Source organism: Allokutzneria multivorans, from assembly GCF_039537405.1.
Taxonomy (GTDB): domain Bacteria; phylum Actinomycetota; class Actinomycetes; order Mycobacteriales; family Pseudonocardiaceae; genus Allokutzneria; species Allokutzneria multivorans.
In genome coordinates this window covers 689320-702796 of record NZ_BAABAL010000019.1, presented here as the reverse complement: position 1 = coordinate 702796, position 13477 = coordinate 689320, and the positions used below count along the sequence as shown (strand labels likewise).

The 13477-nt window shown below is 69.3% G+C and carries 16 protein-coding genes; 9 read left to right on the top strand and 7 right to left on the bottom strand.

Going from position 1 to position 13477, the window contains the following annotated elements; translation table 11 throughout:
• Positions 1-115 precede the first annotated feature (115 nt).
• The 4 genes from ehuB to ehuA are packed head-to-tail and all read left to right on the top strand — an operon-like array spanning position 116 to position 3186.
• Positions 116-979: an ectoine/hydroxyectoine ABC transporter substrate-binding protein EhuB gene (gene ehuB, locus ABD798_RS31305; protein WP_344882895.1), complete on the top strand. Its 864-nt coding sequence runs from the start codon at positions 116-118 to the stop codon at positions 977-979.
• Positions 980-991: 12 nt separating this feature from the next.
• Positions 992-1681, top strand: coding sequence for an ectoine/hydroxyectoine ABC transporter permease subunit EhuC (gene ehuC / locus ABD798_RS31300; RefSeq protein ID WP_344882892.1), 690 nt, complete (start codon positions 992-994; stop codon positions 1679-1681).
• On the top strand, positions 1678-2343 hold the full coding sequence (gene ehuD / locus ABD798_RS31295; protein ID WP_344882889.1) for an ectoine/hydroxyectoine ABC transporter permease subunit EhuD: 666 nt from the start codon (positions 1678-1680) through the stop codon (positions 2341-2343). The genes ehuC and ehuD overlap by 4 nt, the downstream gene beginning before the upstream one ends.
• Positions 2344-2370: 27 nt before the next feature.
• On the top strand, positions 2371-3186 hold the full coding sequence (gene ehuA, locus ABD798_RS31290; protein WP_086819291.1) for an ectoine/hydroxyectoine ABC transporter ATP-binding protein EhuA: 816 nt from the start codon (positions 2371-2373) through the stop codon (positions 3184-3186).
• Between the two features lie 3 nt (positions 3187-3189).
• On the opposite strand, the gene ABD798_RS31285 is transcribed toward ehuA, so the two are convergent.
• Entirely contained in the window at positions 3190-3606 is a 417-nt protein-coding gene (locus tag ABD798_RS31285) for a nuclear transport factor 2 family protein (RefSeq protein ID WP_344882884.1), read from the bottom strand.
• Positions 3607-3648: 42 nt separating this feature from the next.
• Positions 3649-4194 (bottom strand): cysteine hydrolase family protein, encoded by a 546-nt coding sequence (locus tag ABD798_RS31280; protein WP_344882881.1) that lies wholly within the window; start codon positions 4192-4194, stop codon positions 3649-3651.
• 71 nt (positions 4195-4265) lie between these two features.
• Between ABD798_RS31280 and ABD798_RS31275 the strand changes: the two genes are divergently transcribed.
• Entirely contained in the window at positions 4266-5207 is a 942-nt protein-coding gene (locus tag ABD798_RS31275) for a GlxA family transcriptional regulator (protein WP_344882878.1), read from the top strand.
• Between the two features lie 100 nt (positions 5208-5307).
• On the opposite strand, the gene ABD798_RS31270 is transcribed toward ABD798_RS31275, so the two are convergent.
• Entirely contained in the window at positions 5308-5937 is a 630-nt protein-coding gene (locus tag ABD798_RS31270; RefSeq protein WP_344882875.1) for a LysE family translocator, read from the bottom strand.
• Between the two features lie 37 nt (positions 5938-5974).
• On the opposite strand from ABD798_RS31270, the gene ABD798_RS31265 reads away from it, so the two are divergent.
• A complete protein-coding gene (locus ABD798_RS31265; protein ID WP_344882872.1) occupies positions 5975-6748 on the top strand; it encodes an enoyl-CoA hydratase-related protein in 774 nt (257 codons plus the stop codon).
• Here ABD798_RS31265 and ABD798_RS31260 read toward each other — a convergent pair.
• Positions 6745-8130 carry an amidase gene (locus ABD798_RS31260; protein WP_344882869.1) on the bottom strand — a complete coding sequence of 462 codons (1386 nt, stop codon included), beginning with the start codon at positions 8128-8130 and terminating at the stop codon, positions 6745-6747. The two genes, ABD798_RS31265 and ABD798_RS31260, sit on opposite strands and share 4 nt — an antisense overlap.
• A gap of 8 nt (positions 8131-8138) precedes the next feature.
• Positions 8139-9056 (bottom strand): D-2-hydroxyacid dehydrogenase, encoded by a 918-nt coding sequence (locus ABD798_RS31255; protein WP_344883691.1) that lies wholly within the window; start codon positions 9054-9056, stop codon positions 8139-8141.
• Positions 9057-9195: 139 nt separating this feature from the next.
• Here ABD798_RS31255 and ABD798_RS31250 point away from each other — a divergent pair, with 139 nt between their 5' ends.
• From ABD798_RS31250 to ABD798_RS31240, 3 genes are read left to right on the top strand one after another with little or no spacing between them, the layout of a single operon-like run.
• Positions 9196-9936 (top strand): maleate cis-trans isomerase family protein, encoded by a 741-nt coding sequence (locus ABD798_RS31250; protein WP_344882866.1) that lies wholly within the window; start codon positions 9196-9198, stop codon positions 9934-9936.
• 32 nt (positions 9937-9968) lie between these two features.
• Positions 9969-10688 carry a maleate cis-trans isomerase family protein gene (locus ABD798_RS31245; protein ID WP_344882863.1) on the top strand — a complete coding sequence of 240 codons (720 nt, stop codon included), beginning with the start codon at positions 9969-9971 and terminating at the stop codon, positions 10686-10688.
• A complete protein-coding gene (locus tag ABD798_RS31240) occupies positions 10688-11377 on the top strand; it encodes a GntR family transcriptional regulator (RefSeq protein ID WP_344882860.1) in 690 nt (229 codons plus the stop codon). Before ABD798_RS31245 ends, ABD798_RS31240 begins: the two co-directional genes overlap by 1 nt.
• Positions 11378-11648: 271 nt before the next feature.
• On the opposite strand, the gene ABD798_RS31235 is transcribed toward ABD798_RS31240, so the two are convergent.
• Together ABD798_RS31235 and ABD798_RS31230 are read right to left on the bottom strand one after the other, a co-directional pair.
• Positions 11649-12161 (bottom strand): DUF3830 family protein, encoded by a 513-nt coding sequence (locus ABD798_RS31235; RefSeq protein ID WP_344882857.1) that lies wholly within the window; start codon positions 12159-12161, stop codon positions 11649-11651.
• Between the two features lie 12 nt (positions 12162-12173).
• Positions 12174-13430, bottom strand: a complete 1257-nt coding sequence (locus tag ABD798_RS31230; RefSeq protein WP_344882854.1) for an aspartate aminotransferase family protein — start codon at positions 13428-13430, stop codon at positions 12174-12176.
• Positions 13431-13477 lie beyond the last annotated feature (47 nt).

Sequence of the window (13477 nt, the reverse complement as noted above, 5' to 3'; positions counted from 1 at the left end):
ACATCGGACCCTTTGACCTCGTGTGTCGGCACACCTACCGTTCGCCGGGTTCTGTTGCCGACGCAAGGAGTGGCCCCTCGTGTGTGCCGCGCACGTCTCCCGACGGAACTTCCTCATGGGCACGGCGGCCGGCGCGCTCGGACTGGCCGTTTCCTCTTGCAGCACAGTCGATCTGACCGCGCAGGAGGCTGGCGGCGATCTGCTCTCCCGCATCCGCGACCGTGGTGAGGTCAACATCGGCATCGCCAACGAGGCACCCTACGGCTTCGTCGACAGGTCCGGCCGGATCACCGGCGAAGCACCCGAGCTGGCGCGGATCGTGTTCCAGCGCTTGGGTGTCGAGCGGATGAACCCGCGCATCACCGACTTCGGCGCGCTGATCCCGGCGTTGCAGGTCGGCGTCTTCGACGTGATCGCGGCGGGCATGTTCGTCACCCCCGCGCGGTGCAAGCAGGTCCTGTTCTCCGATCCGGAGTACCAGGCGCCGGAGGCGCTGATGGTGCCGAAGGGCAACCCCAAGGGACTCAAGACCCTCGACGACATCGTTGCCAACAAAGACGTTCGCGTCGGATTGCTGACCGGCAGCGCGAACATCAGCTACGCCACCGCCCTCGGTCTGATGGACCGCGCGGTCATCTTCGACAGCGTCTTCAGCGGACTCGACGGCATCCTGGCCAACCGCGCGGACGCCTTCTCGCTGACCGCGATCTCCTTGCGCGACGCGCTGTCCAAGCGCTCCGACGCGCCACTTGAACTCACTCCGGCCTTCGTCCCGGTGATCGGCGGCAAGCGGCAACTCGGGTGCGGCGCCTTCGGTTTCCGGCGCGACCAGCGGACGTTCCGGGACGCGTTCACCGTGGAGCTGAACCGGATGCGGGCCAGCGGAGAGCTGCTGTCGACCGTGCGGCCCTTCGGGTTCACCGAGGCCGAGATGACCACCCTGACCGCCACCGAGCTGTGCACCGACACCAGCTCTTGAGTTGAGGTGATCATGTCTCCCCAGCTTTTCGCTTACCTGCTCGAAGGTTTGCTGACCACGTTGCAGCTCACCGTCGGCGCGGCGGTGCTCGGCCTGGTGTTCTCCTTCGCGGCGGGCATAGCCACGTGCAGCCCGAACATCGTGGTGCGCGGCGTCGGCCGCTGCTACATCGAGCTGTTCCGAGGGATCTCCGCGCTGGTGCTGCTGTTCTGGTTCGTCTTCGCGCTGCCCTACGCGGGCTGGCAGCTCGAACCGATGTGGGCCGGAATCCTCGCGCTGGCGCTGAACATCGGGGCCTACGGCGCCGAGGTCGTGCGCGGCGGCATCGTCGCCGTCCCGGTCGCGCAGATCGAGGCCGCCGTCGCGCTGAACTTCACGCGCTCGCAGCGGATGCGGCTCGTCGTTCTGCCGCAGGCGATCGCGCGCATGCTCCCGCCGTTCGGCAACCTGCTCATCGAGCTGCTGAAGGGGACCTCGGTCGCCTACATCGTGCTGATCCCCGACCTGACCTTCGCCGGGCAGATCGTGCGCAACGCCACCGGCGACTCCGCCTCGGTGTTCACCGCGCTGCTGATCCTGTACGCGGTCCTCGCGGTGATCTTCACGACCATCGTGCGGCTTGTCGAACGCCGCGTCGCGAAATCCCTTGGCAGGCAACCGACTCCGGGATTCTTCGCGCGTATCAAGGGGGTGAAGGCATGACCTGGGACTGGGGTTACGCGTGGGAGACGCTGCCGCAGCTGCTCGACGGGCTCGGCGTGACCGTGCTCGCGACGCTGGCGGGAACCGCGATCGCGTTGGTGCTGGGGCTGGTCTTCACCGTGATGCGGCGCAGCTCCGCGCGGTGGATCTCCATCCCCACCGAGATCTTCGTGGAGTTCATCCGCTCGACCCCGCTGCTGGTGCAGCTGTTCGTGCTGTTCTTCGTGCTGCCCGAGGCCGGGATCCAGTTGTCCGCCTTCATGACCGGCGTGATCGGGCTCGGCCTGCACTACGCCACCTACACCTCGGAGGTGTACCGCTCCGGCATCGAGGGCGTGCCCGCCGGGCAGTGGGAGGCGGCCAAGGCGCTCAACCTGCCGACCCGGCGGGTGTGGACGAGCGTGATCCTGCCGCAGGCGGTGCCGCCGTCGATCCCGGCGCTGGGCAACTACGCGATCGCGATGTTCAAGGAGACCCCGCAGCTCACCGTGATCACGGTGATGGAGCTGCTCTCCGTCGCCAGGCAGCTCGGCGCGGAGAACTACCGCTACCTGGAGCCGGTCACCATCATCGGTGTGCTCTTCCTGCTGCTGAGCCTGCCGACCGCGTGGCTGGTGCGGCGGATGGAGCGGCGCTTGGTGCCCGCTCCCCGACCCGTGTGACCCTTGCTAGGAAAGGACCTCAAGCTCATGAGCCAGTCGGCGACGGAGGCAGCCCTGACCTCGCGCAAGGACGGTCAGTTCATCCACTTCGACAAGGTCTCCAAGCGCTTCGGCGACAACGTGGTGCTGGATGATCTCTCCTTCGCGGTCGGCGCTGGGGAGCGGGTCACGCTGATCGGGCCCAGCGGCTCCGGCAAGACCACGATCCTGCGCATGCTGATGACGCTGATGGAGCCGGACACCGGCACCGTGCGCGTCGGCGATGACTACCTCTTCCACGAGGAGCGCGGCGGGAAGCTGGTTCCGGCCAGCGAGGCGCACGTCCGCAAGGTGCGCCAGCGCATCACCATGGTTTTCCAGTCCTTCAACCTCTTCCCGAACATGCGCGTGCTGCGCAACGTGACCGAGGCGCCGGTGCACGTTCTTGGACTGTCCAAAGAGGAGGCTGAGGAGCGCGCGCTCGGCCTCTTGGAGATGGTCGGACTCGATCACAAGATCGACTCGTATCCTTCCCAGCTCTCCGGCGGCCAGCAGCAGCGGGTCGCGATCGCCCGTGCACTGGCGATGCGGCCGGACGTGCTGTTGCTGGACGAGGTGACCTCGGCGCTGGACCCCGAGCTGGCCGCCGGAGTGCTCGACGTGCTGCGCGACGTCGCCAAGACCACCGACGTCACGATGCTGTGCGTGACCCACGCGATGAAGTTCGCGCGGGACATCTCGCACCGCGTGCTGATGTTCTGCGAGGGCAAGATCATCGAGGCGGCGCCGCCGGAGCAGATGTTCGACTCGCCCGACCACGAGCGCACGCGGTCGTTCCTCCAGTCCGTGCTGAACGAGTCCTAGGGCTCATCGGGTGAACGCCTGCGCCACGGCGAGGCTGTCCTCGTAGACGTGGTGCCGTGTGATCAGGCCGTCCTCGACCGTGAGGTGCAGGGCGAACCGTGCCCGGTAGGCGCGTCCGGTCGACTTCGCGGTCTGCCGGATCTCGCCCAGCACCACGGCTTCATCGCCGTCGACGAGGATGCGCTCGATCTCCGTCGCGGCCTCGCCGGGCACGTGGTTCTCGCCGATCTCGCGGAAGTGCGCGGCGGCGTCGGCGCGGGTCGACCGGTGGCGAATCCACGGCGTCTCGGCACGCCCGTGCTCCGCCTCGGGCCAGTCGAGCTGCCAATCCGTTTGCGGCGCATACAGTTCCGCGATTCGCGCGGGGTCGCCCTCACCGATTCGCCGCAGCAGCTCCATCACCGTGTCTCGCGTCGTCATGCCTCATGTCTACGCGAGCGCGTGCGTCGGATCGATTACCTGTCAGGTAAGGACGGCGCGCGTGCTGGTCACCTCGGCGAAGTTGCCGTGCAGGTTCACCGCGACCACGCGCGCGATCTCGTCGGCCGTGACGATCGACCCGTCCTGCGCGGTCTCGTCGAAGGTGTACGTCGCGTCGAGCACGTACTTGATCTCGTAGCCGAGGTCGCCGCCGACCCGGGTCGTGGTCTCGACGCAGCGGTTGGTCTGGATGCCGCAGGTGACGAGCTCGGTGATGCCGCGTTCCCGCAGCCACGCGTGCAGGTCCTCTTCGCCGTGGAAGGCGGAGTGCACGCTCTTGTTGACCAAGAAGTCCGGCGTGACGCCGTCGAGCTCGGGCTTGAAGTCGTTGCCTTCCTGGCCGGGGCGCAGCGGTGAGTCGTGCTTCGCGGAGTTGTGCCGCACCAACACGATCGGCTCGCCCTTGCGTTGCCACGCCTCGATGAGCAGCCGGATGTTGGCCTCCGCGTCGGGGTTGTTGCGCTTGCCCCAGAACTCGGTGTCGTCGAAGCCGCGCTGCACGTCGATCACGATCAGAGCTGTTGTCATGCGGTTGAGCCTGCCCGGCGGGCGGCGTGCGCGGGAGTGGCAGAACCGGCGCGAAGGAGTACTTTCCTGCCATGCGCACCGTCGGACTGCTTGCCCTGCCGGACACCCGCTCCTTTGACGTGGCTGTGACGGCTGAGGTGTGGTGCGTTGACCGCGTGGATTCGGGCATCGGGCCTTTTGAGCTGCGGATTTGTGCGCCTCGAAAAGCTCCTGTGGCTCTGCGACCGATCGGTTCACTGGTTCCCACGCATGGCTTGGACGGCTTGGCGGGCTGCGATCTCGTCGTGCTGCCCGGTCGCTACGACCCGCTGGCGCCCGTCCCTCGGTCGGTGATCCAGGCGCTGCGCTCGTACGACGGCGTGATCGCGACGCTGTGCTCCGGCGCGTTCACCGCCGCTGCGGCCGGGCTGCTCGACGGCCGGCCCGCGACGACGCATTGGCGGTTGCTGCCACAGCTGGCCTCTGCGGCTCCGCGCGCGGAGATCCGGGGCGACGTGCTGTACACCGACGACGGTTCCGTGCTGACGTCGGCGGGAGTCGTTGGCGGCGTTGACCTCTGCTTGCACCTGGTGCGGCGGTCGCTCGGGGCTTCCGTGGCCACCGCGCTCGCTCGACGGTTGGTGATGCCGCCCGCGCGCGAGGGGGATCAGCGCCAGTTCGTCGAGGCTCCCGTTCCGCCGCGCCCGGCTCAGGTGGGCATCGGGTCCACTGTGGACTGGGCGAGCGGTCGGCTGGAGAGCTCCCTGGGCGTGGGTGATCTCGCCGCGCACGCGGGGATGAGCGAGCGGTCCTTCCAGCGCGCGTTCACCGCCGCCATGGGCACCACGCCCGGGAAGTGGCTTCTGGCGCAACGGATTCGGCACGCCCAGCGCCTGCTGGAGACCACCGACCTCTCCGTCGACCGCGTCGCCCACCGTTGCGGCCTCGGCACCGCCGCGAACCTCCGCCGCCGCATGCACTCCGCCCTCGGCGTGACCCCCGGCGCCTACCGCCGCACCTTCCACGCCCCGTAGTAGCTGAATGACTCATTGAGGTACTTGAGCGTCCCGAATGAGTCATTCAGGGAACTCAACGCACCGAACGCGGCATTGGTGGGGTGCGGAGTGCGTGGCGTCAGTCGAGGGCCACGCGGAGGCCGAGGGCTACCAGGACGGCGCCGGTGAGGCGTTCGAGGGTGAGCTTGACCTTGGGGTGGGAGAGGAAGCGGCCGAGCTTGCCGATGAGGACGGAGAAGACGGTCCACCACGCCACGGCGAGCGCCAAGAAGACGGCGGCCAGCACGGCGGAGGTCGCCATGCGGGACTCTCCGGCGGCGACGAACTGCGGCAGCAGGGTCAGGAACAGCAAGGCGATCTTGGGGTTGAGGATGTTGCTCAGCACGCCCTGGCGGAACGCGGCGCTGCGGGCCACGGGCTCCTTGACGGCTGTCGTCAACGACGACCGGACGCCGCGAAGGCCGTGCCGGGCCGCCCAGAGCGCCTGCACACCGAGCCACACCAGGTACGCGGCACCCGCCAGCTTCACGACGGTGAACGCGGTCGCCGAAGCGGCCAAGAGCGCGGAGAGGCCGATGACCGCGGCGAGCGCGTGCACGGCGATCCCGGCGCAACAGCCGAGCCCGGTCCACCACGCGGCGGCGGTCCCACCGCGCACCCCGTTGCGCAGCACGAGCGCCATGTCAGGGCCGGGGGTGATCGTCAGCACGACGACGACGGCCAAAAAGGGGATCAGCAGTTCGGGCACCTCGTCAGGCTAACTCCGCGCCGCTACGGTCGGGGCCATGTCCGAGTACCGGAACCTCCTCGTCGATCGTGCGGACGACATCGTTCGGATCACGATGAACCGGCCGGAGCGCCGCAACGCGCTCTCCGCCGAGCACCTGACCGAGCTGCTGAGCGCCTTCCGCGCGGCGGGGGAGTCCGATGCGACCGGGGTGGTGCTCGCCGGGACGGGCAAGGTCTTCTCCGCCGGGCACGACTTCGCCGACGTGGCCGCGCGCGACCTCGACGGGGTGCGCGAGCTGTTGGAGCTGTGCACCGAGGTCATGCGCACCGTCCAGTCCATCCCGCAGGTGGTGATCGCGCGGGTGCACGCGCTGGCCACGGCCGCCGGGTGTCAGCTCGTCGCGTCGTGCGACCTCGCCGTGGCGGCGGCCTCAGCGGGATTCGCGCTGCCGGGCGGCAAAGCCGGGTGGTTCTGCCACACGCCCGCCGTGCCGGTGGCTCGCGCGATCGGCCGCAAGCGCTTGATGGAGCTGGCGCTGACCGGCGATCCGATCGACGCCGCGACCGCCGAGCAGTGGGGCTTGATCAACCGGGTGGTGCCGGACGAGGAGTTGGACGCCGCCGTCGACGACCTCCTGGCGCGGGCGACGCGGGGCAGCCGGGCGAGCAAGGCGGCGGGAAAGCGGACGCTCTACGCACAGCTCGACCGGCCCGAGGCGGACGCCTACGAGATCGCGCTCGAAGCCATGGCCGCAGCCTCGCAGACGCCGGGCGCGAAGGAGGGCATGGCCGCGTTCCTGGAGAAGCGCAAGCCCTCCTGGCCGGACTAGCGGGTCGGGACGACCTCCTCGACCAGGCGCGCGACGGCCAGCACGAGGTCGTCGGAGTGCCTGGGGCCGACGATCTGCAGGCCGACGGGGAGCCCGGCGGCGGTCCTGCCGACGGGCATGCTGATCGCGGGCTGCTGCGTCATGTTGAACGGGTAGGTGAACGGCGTCCAGTCCGGCCAGCCGCTCATCCCGCTGCCCGCGGGCACGTCCGCGCCCGCCTCGAAAGCGGGGATCGGCATGGTCGGAGTGATCAGCACGTCGTGCCTGCTGTGGAACTCGCCCATGGTGATGCCCAGCGCGGCGCGCTCGGCGTTCGCGCCGAGGTAGTCGCTGGCGGTGTACGTGCCGCCCTGCTCCCACAGCATCCGCAGCCCTGGGTCGAGCTTGTCGGCCGAGCCCGCCGGGAAGGCGTCGAGCCACTTCGCGGCGCCGGTGGACCACAGCACCCAGAACGCTTCCTTCGGGTCCTTGAAGTCGGGGTCGACCTGGTCCACGTGCAGCCCGGCCTCGTCGATCGCGCGCACGGCGGAGGCCACGATCTCGGCGACCTCGGGGTCCACGTCGACGTAGCCCAGGTTCGGCGAGAACGCCGCGCGCAGCCCGCGCACATCGCGCCGGACGGCTTCGCGGTAGGTGCCGACGAGCTGCGGAAGTGAAGTGGGGTCACGGTAATCGGGCAGCGCGAGCACGTCCTGCAACAGCGCGATGTCGTCGACGGAGAGCGCCATCGGACCGGCGTGCGACAACGGACCGAAGGGGCTCGCGGGGTAGAGCGGGATGCGGCCGTGCGTCGGCTTGAACCCGACGATCCCGCAGAACGACGCGGGAATCCGCACCGAACCGCCACCGTCGGTGCCCACGGAGAGCGCGCCCATGCCCGCCGCGACCGCCGCCGCGCTGCCCCCGCTGGAGCCGCCCGCGGTCTTCGTCGCGTCCCAAGGGTTCCGCGTGACGCCGCGCAGGGGGCTGTCGGTGACGCCCTTCCACCCGAGCTCCGGCGTGGTGGTCTTTCCCAGCAGTACCAAGCCGTTCTCGCGCAGGCGCGCGGTGACCGGGCTGTCCACCACCCACGGCTGCTCCGGGTCGATGCAGCGCGAGCCGCGCAGGGTGGGCCAGCCGACGCTGAGGAACATGTCCTTGATCGACGCGGGAACCCCGTCCAGCCAGCCGATCGGGTTGCCGTCGTGCCACCGCTGCTCCGAGGCTTTCGCCTGCTCCATCGCGGCTTCGGCGTCGACGAGGCAGTAGGCGTTGTACTCGCCGTCCCCGCGCTCGATCGCTTCGAGGGCCGACCGCGTCGCCTCCACCGGCGACAGCTCACCCGAGGAGAAGGCCGCTGCCAACTCGCTCGCCGTCGTCAGGCTGCTCGTGTTCGGGGCCATGACCCTCCTCAGCGTGTGCTCGGCACGTAGCCCAGCTGCTTGTCGACGACATTACGAAGATCACGATCGGCTCGCCACCGCCGAAAGTTGTCCGCGAAGACCTCGACCAGCGCGTCCCGCCAGCCGACGAAGTCGCCGGACATGTGCGGGGAGACAAGGACGTTCTCCATGGTCCACAGTGGACTGTCCTGGGGCAGTGGCTCGGTCTCGAACACGTCGAGCGCCGCACCCGCGATCACTCCGTCGCGCAGGGCGCGCACCAGATCCGAGGTCACCACCAGCTCGCCGCGCCCGACGTTGACCAACCGCGCGGTCGGGCGCATCGCCGCGAACGCGCGGGAGTCGAACATCCCCTTGGTGTGCTCGGTCAAGGGTGCGACCGCGATGACGAAGTCCGCTTCCGGCAAGTGCTCCAGCAGGTCGTCGGCGGCGTGCACGGTGCCGAAGTCCGGGTCGTCCGCGCGGGCTCGGCGGCCGATGCCGGACACGTGCACCCCGACCGCGCTCAGCAGCCCGGCGACGGCCCTGCCGATCGGGCCGGTGCCGACGACGAGCGCGCGCTTGCCGGTGAGCCGCTCGGATTCCCTGTGCAGCCAACGTTTCCGGCTCTGGAGTTCGGCCGAACGAGCGAAATCCTTGGCAAAGGCCAGCAGCACGCCGAGCACGTACTCGGCGATCGGCCGGTCGAAGACCCCGCGCGAGTTGGTCAGCACGACATCGCTGTCCCTGATCTCCGGGAACAGCACCGGATCCACCCCTGCGCTGGCGATGTGCACCCAGCGGAGCCGGTCGGCGGCGTGCCAGGCGCCGGGGACGGCCTTGGAGAGGAAGTCGTAGACGAACAGCGCGTCGGCGCCGCTCAGCGCCTCGGCGAGCCCGTCCTCGCGGGTGTAACGAACCACCGCGGTGTCCTCGATGCCCCGCATGCCGGGCGGCCGTGAGTCGCCGTGCAAGACCGTGAGCACTGGGGTTTCGGGCACGTTGACACGCTAGGAGTCGTTCGTATGATTGTCAACAATCCGAGGAGTCACCCCGGAGGCCACTCCTCACCCTGGGAGCCCAGCCTTGGATTTGGATCTCTTGGACTTCGACGGTCCGCTCGCCCAGCGCGGGATCGGCGTCATCGCCCCGTTCGACCTGGCGCTGGAGCGGGAGCTGTGGCGCTGGGTGCCGATGGAGGTCTCGCTGCACCTGGCCCGCACCCCGTACGAGCCGGTGCCGGTCAGCATGGAGATGGCGCGACTGGTCAGCAACAGCTCGCACCTGGCCGCCGCGACCAGGGACGTGCTGCACGTCGAACCCGAGGTCGTCGCCTACCTGTGCACCTCCGGCAGCTTCGTCAACGGCGTCGACCACGAGCGCTCGCTGTGCAAGGCGATCTGCGACGCGGGCGCCCCGGACGCGGTGACCACCTCGGGGGCGCTCGCCGAGGTGCTGCACCAGTTGGACCTGCGCTCGATCTCGGTGATCACGCCCTATGACGAGGACCTGACCAGGAGCCTGCAGGCGTTCCTGGCCGAACTGGGCGTCACCACGGTCTCCAGCGACTACCTCGGGCTCGGTGGCGGCATCTGGAAGGTCAGCTACCGCACCATCGCCGAGCGCATCCTCGCCGCCGACCACCCCGATGCCGAGGCGATCTTCGTCAGCTGCACCAACCTGCCCACCTACGACCTGATCGAGCCGCTGGAGCGCAGGCTCGGCAAGCCGGTGCTCACCGCCAACCAGCTGACCATGTGGGCGTGCCTGCGCCGCATGCGGCTGCCCATCGTGGGGCCGGGAACCTGGCTCCGCGAGGTCACTTAGGATTGTCGACAACCCTGTTGGAGGAACTCGCCATGCCGACGATCGGCTTCATCTACCCCGACCACGCGGTGGAGGACGAGTACCCGTTCGCGGCCGAGTTGCTCGCCGACGACGTGCGGCTGCCGGTCGCGCACATCTACGGCACGGACCTGCACGCCGTGCCCGAGCTGCTGGACCTGGGCAGCCCGGAGCGGCTCGCCGAGGGAGCGCGGCTGCTCGCGAAGCACGAGCCCGACGCCGTGGTGTGGGCGTGCACCAGCGGGAGCTTCGTCTACCGCTGGGACGGCGCCACCGACCAGGTCGCCAAGCTCGCCGAAGCGGCCGGGAAGCCCGCCTCCAGCACGTCTTTCGCGTTCGTCAACGCCGCGCGGGCGCTCGGATTGAGCAAGGTCGCCGTCGCCGCGAGCTACCCCGCCGACGTGGCCGAGTACTTCGTGGAGTTCCTCGGCGCCGGCGGTGTCGAGGTGGTGTCCATGGCCAGCGCGGACATCGACACCGCGGCCGAGGTCGGCAGGCTCGACCCGGACGCGGTGATCGACTTCGCGGTGGCGCACGACCACCCCGACGCCGAGGCGGTCCTGGTGCCCGACACCGCGATGCGCACGCTCAACGTGGTCAACGAGATCGAGAAGCGGCTCGGCAAGCCCGTGCTGACCGCGAACCAGGTGACCGTCTGGGAGGGCCTGCGGCTGGTCGGCGGCCACCCGGGGACCGCCGCCTTCGGCACACTCTTCCGCACAGGAGGTGCGTGATGGCGCTGCCGGACATCTCACCGGTCAGCCGGGAATCGACCGCCGAGATCATCGCTCGGCAGCTCCGCGACGCGATCATGCGCGGTGCCCTGCCGCCCGGCACGCAGCTCGGTGAAACCGAACTGGCGTCGCAGTTCCAGGTCTCCAGGGGGCCGCTGCGGGAGGCGATGCAGCGGCTGGTCTCCGAGGGACTGCTGCGCGCGGAACGCCACCGCGGGCTGTTCGTGATCGACCTCGGCCCCGCCGACGTGTACGACATCTACTCGACGCGCTCGGCGATCGAGCGCGAGGCCGTCATCCGCGTGATGCGCGGCGGCAACCGGGAAATCGTCGCTCTGGCGCTGGACGAGACCGTGCGCGCGATGGCGGCGGCCGCCGATGACGACGACCCGACCGCCCTGTCGGACGCCGACCTCAAGTTCCACGAGGCGCTGATCGCGGCCTCCGGTAGCCCCCGCCTGATCCGCATGGCGCGCACGCTGCTCATCGAGACGCGGATGTGCCTCGCCGAACTCCAGCGCACCTACCAGGCCGTTGAGGAGCGCGTCGGCGAGCACAACCAGATCATCCAGGCGATCCGCTCCGGCGACGAGGCCCAGGTGCTCACCCTGCTCGAGGCGCACATGGAGGACGCCGTCCAACGCCTAATCCCCGGCGCGAGCCTGCACGCCACGCCGCTGAAGCCCTGAACGGGTCGTTTAGTGCGTTGAGCGCGCTGAACGACCCGTTCAGTGCGTTCAACGCACCAAACGGGCCGTTGGCTGGTGGGGTCTGCGGTTGGGCGCCGTCCTGCGCGGGGCAGGGTTCGCCGGTCTTCAAGACCCGCAAACCCCCGCCGCAGTTGTCCGCAACGACCGCAAACCCTTACCGAGCCCCGGGGCGGCCTCAGTGCTGAATGACTCATTGAGGTACTTGAGCGCCCTCAATGACTCATTCAGCACGCTCAACCACACGAATGCGTCATTGAGGTGATTCGGCGGCGCGGGCGAAGGAGAGGGTTTCGCCTTCCACGCCGCGCAGCCACAGGTCCTGTGCGGCGGCCGCCATCTCGGCGAGGCCTTCCTCGATGGTGGCGAAGACGTTGCCGGGCACCCATCCCGCGTCGCCGTTGATGAGCAGGTTGTTGCGGCCGTAGAAGATCGCGAGGTCGGTGGCGCCCTCGTCGCCGTGCGCCTCGCTGGAGTCCTCGTAGCCGTAGGCGGGGTTGCCGATCTCCCACGCCTCGAAGCCGAAGTACACGACGTCGCCGGGAATCGGCGTCACGGTGGGGTTTTCCCTGCCGGGCTTGGGGTTCGCGAACGGCGGGACCAACGTGTAGACCTCGTTGCGGGCGTACTTGGCGTGGTAGGCCGACCCGCTCTGCGGCAGCGCGTCCCACACGGCCTTGCAGGTGCGCGGTGCCTCGGCGTCGAGCAGCCGGGCGCGGCAGGACACACCGCGCTTGTCCAGGGTGATGGTGATGTAGCGGGCCACGTCGAAGTCCTCTCAGCCAGTGGTGACGGCGGCGACGGCGTCGGCCCAGATCCCCAGGCCCTCGTCGACCTGCTCGGCGGTGATGATCAGCGGCGGGATCATCCGCACGACGTTCATGTGCGCGCCGCAGGTCAGCATCAGCAACCCGCGCTCTCCGGCGGCCTTCTGCGCGGCCTGCGCGGTGGCGGTGTCGGGCTCGCCGTCGGCGGTGGTGAACTCGGAACCCACCATCAGCCCCAACCCGCGCACGTCACCGACCCGTGGTGTCTTGTCCGCGACGAGCCGCGCGCCCGCGAGCAGCTGTTCGCCCCGCGCGGCGGCGTTCTCCACGAGACCCTCGTCCTGGATCACGTTGAGCGTTTCCAGTGCCGCGGCGCAGGAAACCGCGTTGCCGCCGTAGGTTCCGCCCTGCGAGCCGGGCCAAGCCTTGGACATCAGCTCGGTGGAAGCAGCGATGCCGGAGAGCGGGAAGCCGCTCGCGAGGCCCTTCGCGATCACGACGATGTCCGGGCGCACGTCGAAGTGGTCGTGGCCCCAGAACTTCCCGGTGCGGCCGAAGCCGGTCTGCACCTCGTCGATCACCAGCAGGATGCCGTGCCGGTCGGCGCGCTCGCGCAGTCCCGCGAAGAACTCGGTGTTCGCGGGCACGTAACCGCCCTCGCCGAGAACCGGCTCGATGAAGAACGCGGCGGTCTCGTGCGGCACGCTGGCCGTGGCGAAGAGGTAGTCCAGCTCGCGCAGCGCGAACCTCGTCGCGGTCTCGACGTCCCACCCGTAGCGGTAGGCGTTGGGGAACGGCGCCACGTGCACGCCGCCCATCATCGGTGAGAAGCCCGCGTTGAACCGGGTGCCGGACGAGGTCATGCTGGCCGCGCCCACGGTGCGCCCGTGGAAACCCCCTTGGAACACAACGACGTTCGGGCGTCCGGTGGCCTGGCGGGTCAGCCGCAGCGCTGCCTCGATGGCCTCGCTGCCTGAGTTCACGAAGAACAGCGAGTCCAGGCCGGGCGGCAGCACCGCGCCGAGCTTCTCGGCCAGCTCCAACATCGGGCGGTGCATGACCGTCGTGTACTGGCCGTGGATCAGCTTGCCGATCTGCGCCTGGGCGGCGGCGACCACGCGAGGGTGGCAGTGCCCGGTGCTGGTGACACCGATGCCCGCGGTGAAGTCGAGGTTGCGCCTGCCGTTCGTGTCATAGAGGTAGACGCCTTCGCCCCGGTCCGCTACGACGGGAGTTGCCTGCTTGAGCACAGGGGACAGCTCGGCCATCGAACACTCCTCGGCTGGTGCTGCGGGTGTTGTAGATTGTCGACAAT

Bases quoted from the DNA above. Each gene is read 5' to 3' on its own strand.
- ehuB (WP_344882895.1), top strand. From the start codon at position 116: ATGGGCACGGCGGCCGGCGCGCTCGGACTGGCCGTTTCCTCTTGCAGC.
- ehuC (WP_344882892.1), top strand. From the start codon at position 992: ATGTCTCCCCAGCTTTTCGCTTACCTGCTCGAAGGTTTGCTGACCACG.
- ehuD (WP_344882889.1), top strand. From the start codon at position 1,678: ATGACCTGGGACTGGGGTTACGCGTGGGAGACGCTGCCGCAGCTGCTC.
- ehuA (WP_086819291.1), top strand. From the start codon at position 2,371: ATGAGCCAGTCGGCGACGGAGGCAGCCCTGACCTCGCGCAAGGACGGT.
- ABD798_RS31285 (WP_344882884.1), bottom strand. From the start codon at position 3,606: ATGACGACGCGAGACACGGTGATGGAGCTGCTGCGGCGAATCGGTGAG.
- ABD798_RS31280 (WP_344882881.1), bottom strand. From the start codon at position 4,194: ATGACAACAGCTCTGATCGTGATCGACGTGCAGCGCGGCTTCGACGAC.
- ABD798_RS31275 (WP_344882878.1), top strand. From the start codon at position 4,266: ATGCGCACCGTCGGACTGCTTGCCCTGCCGGACACCCGCTCCTTTGAC.
- ABD798_RS31265 (WP_344882872.1), top strand. From the start codon at position 5,975: ATGTCCGAGTACCGGAACCTCCTCGTCGATCGTGCGGACGACATCGTT.
- ABD798_RS31260 (WP_344882869.1), bottom strand. From the start codon at position 8,130: ATGGCCCCGAACACGAGCAGCCTGACGACGGCGAGCGAGTTGGCAGCG.
- ABD798_RS31255 (WP_344883691.1), bottom strand. From the start codon at position 9,056: ATGCGGGGCATCGAGGACACCGCGGTGGTTCGTTACACCCGCGAGGAC.
- ABD798_RS31245 (WP_344882863.1), top strand. From the start codon at position 9,969: ATGCCGACGATCGGCTTCATCTACCCCGACCACGCGGTGGAGGACGAG.
- ABD798_RS31240 (WP_344882860.1), top strand. From the start codon at position 10,688: ATGGCGCTGCCGGACATCTCACCGGTCAGCCGGGAATCGACCGCCGAG.
- ABD798_RS31230 (WP_344882854.1), bottom strand. From the start codon at position 13,430: ATGGCCGAGCTGTCCCCTGTGCTCAAGCAGGCAACTCCCGTCGTAGCG.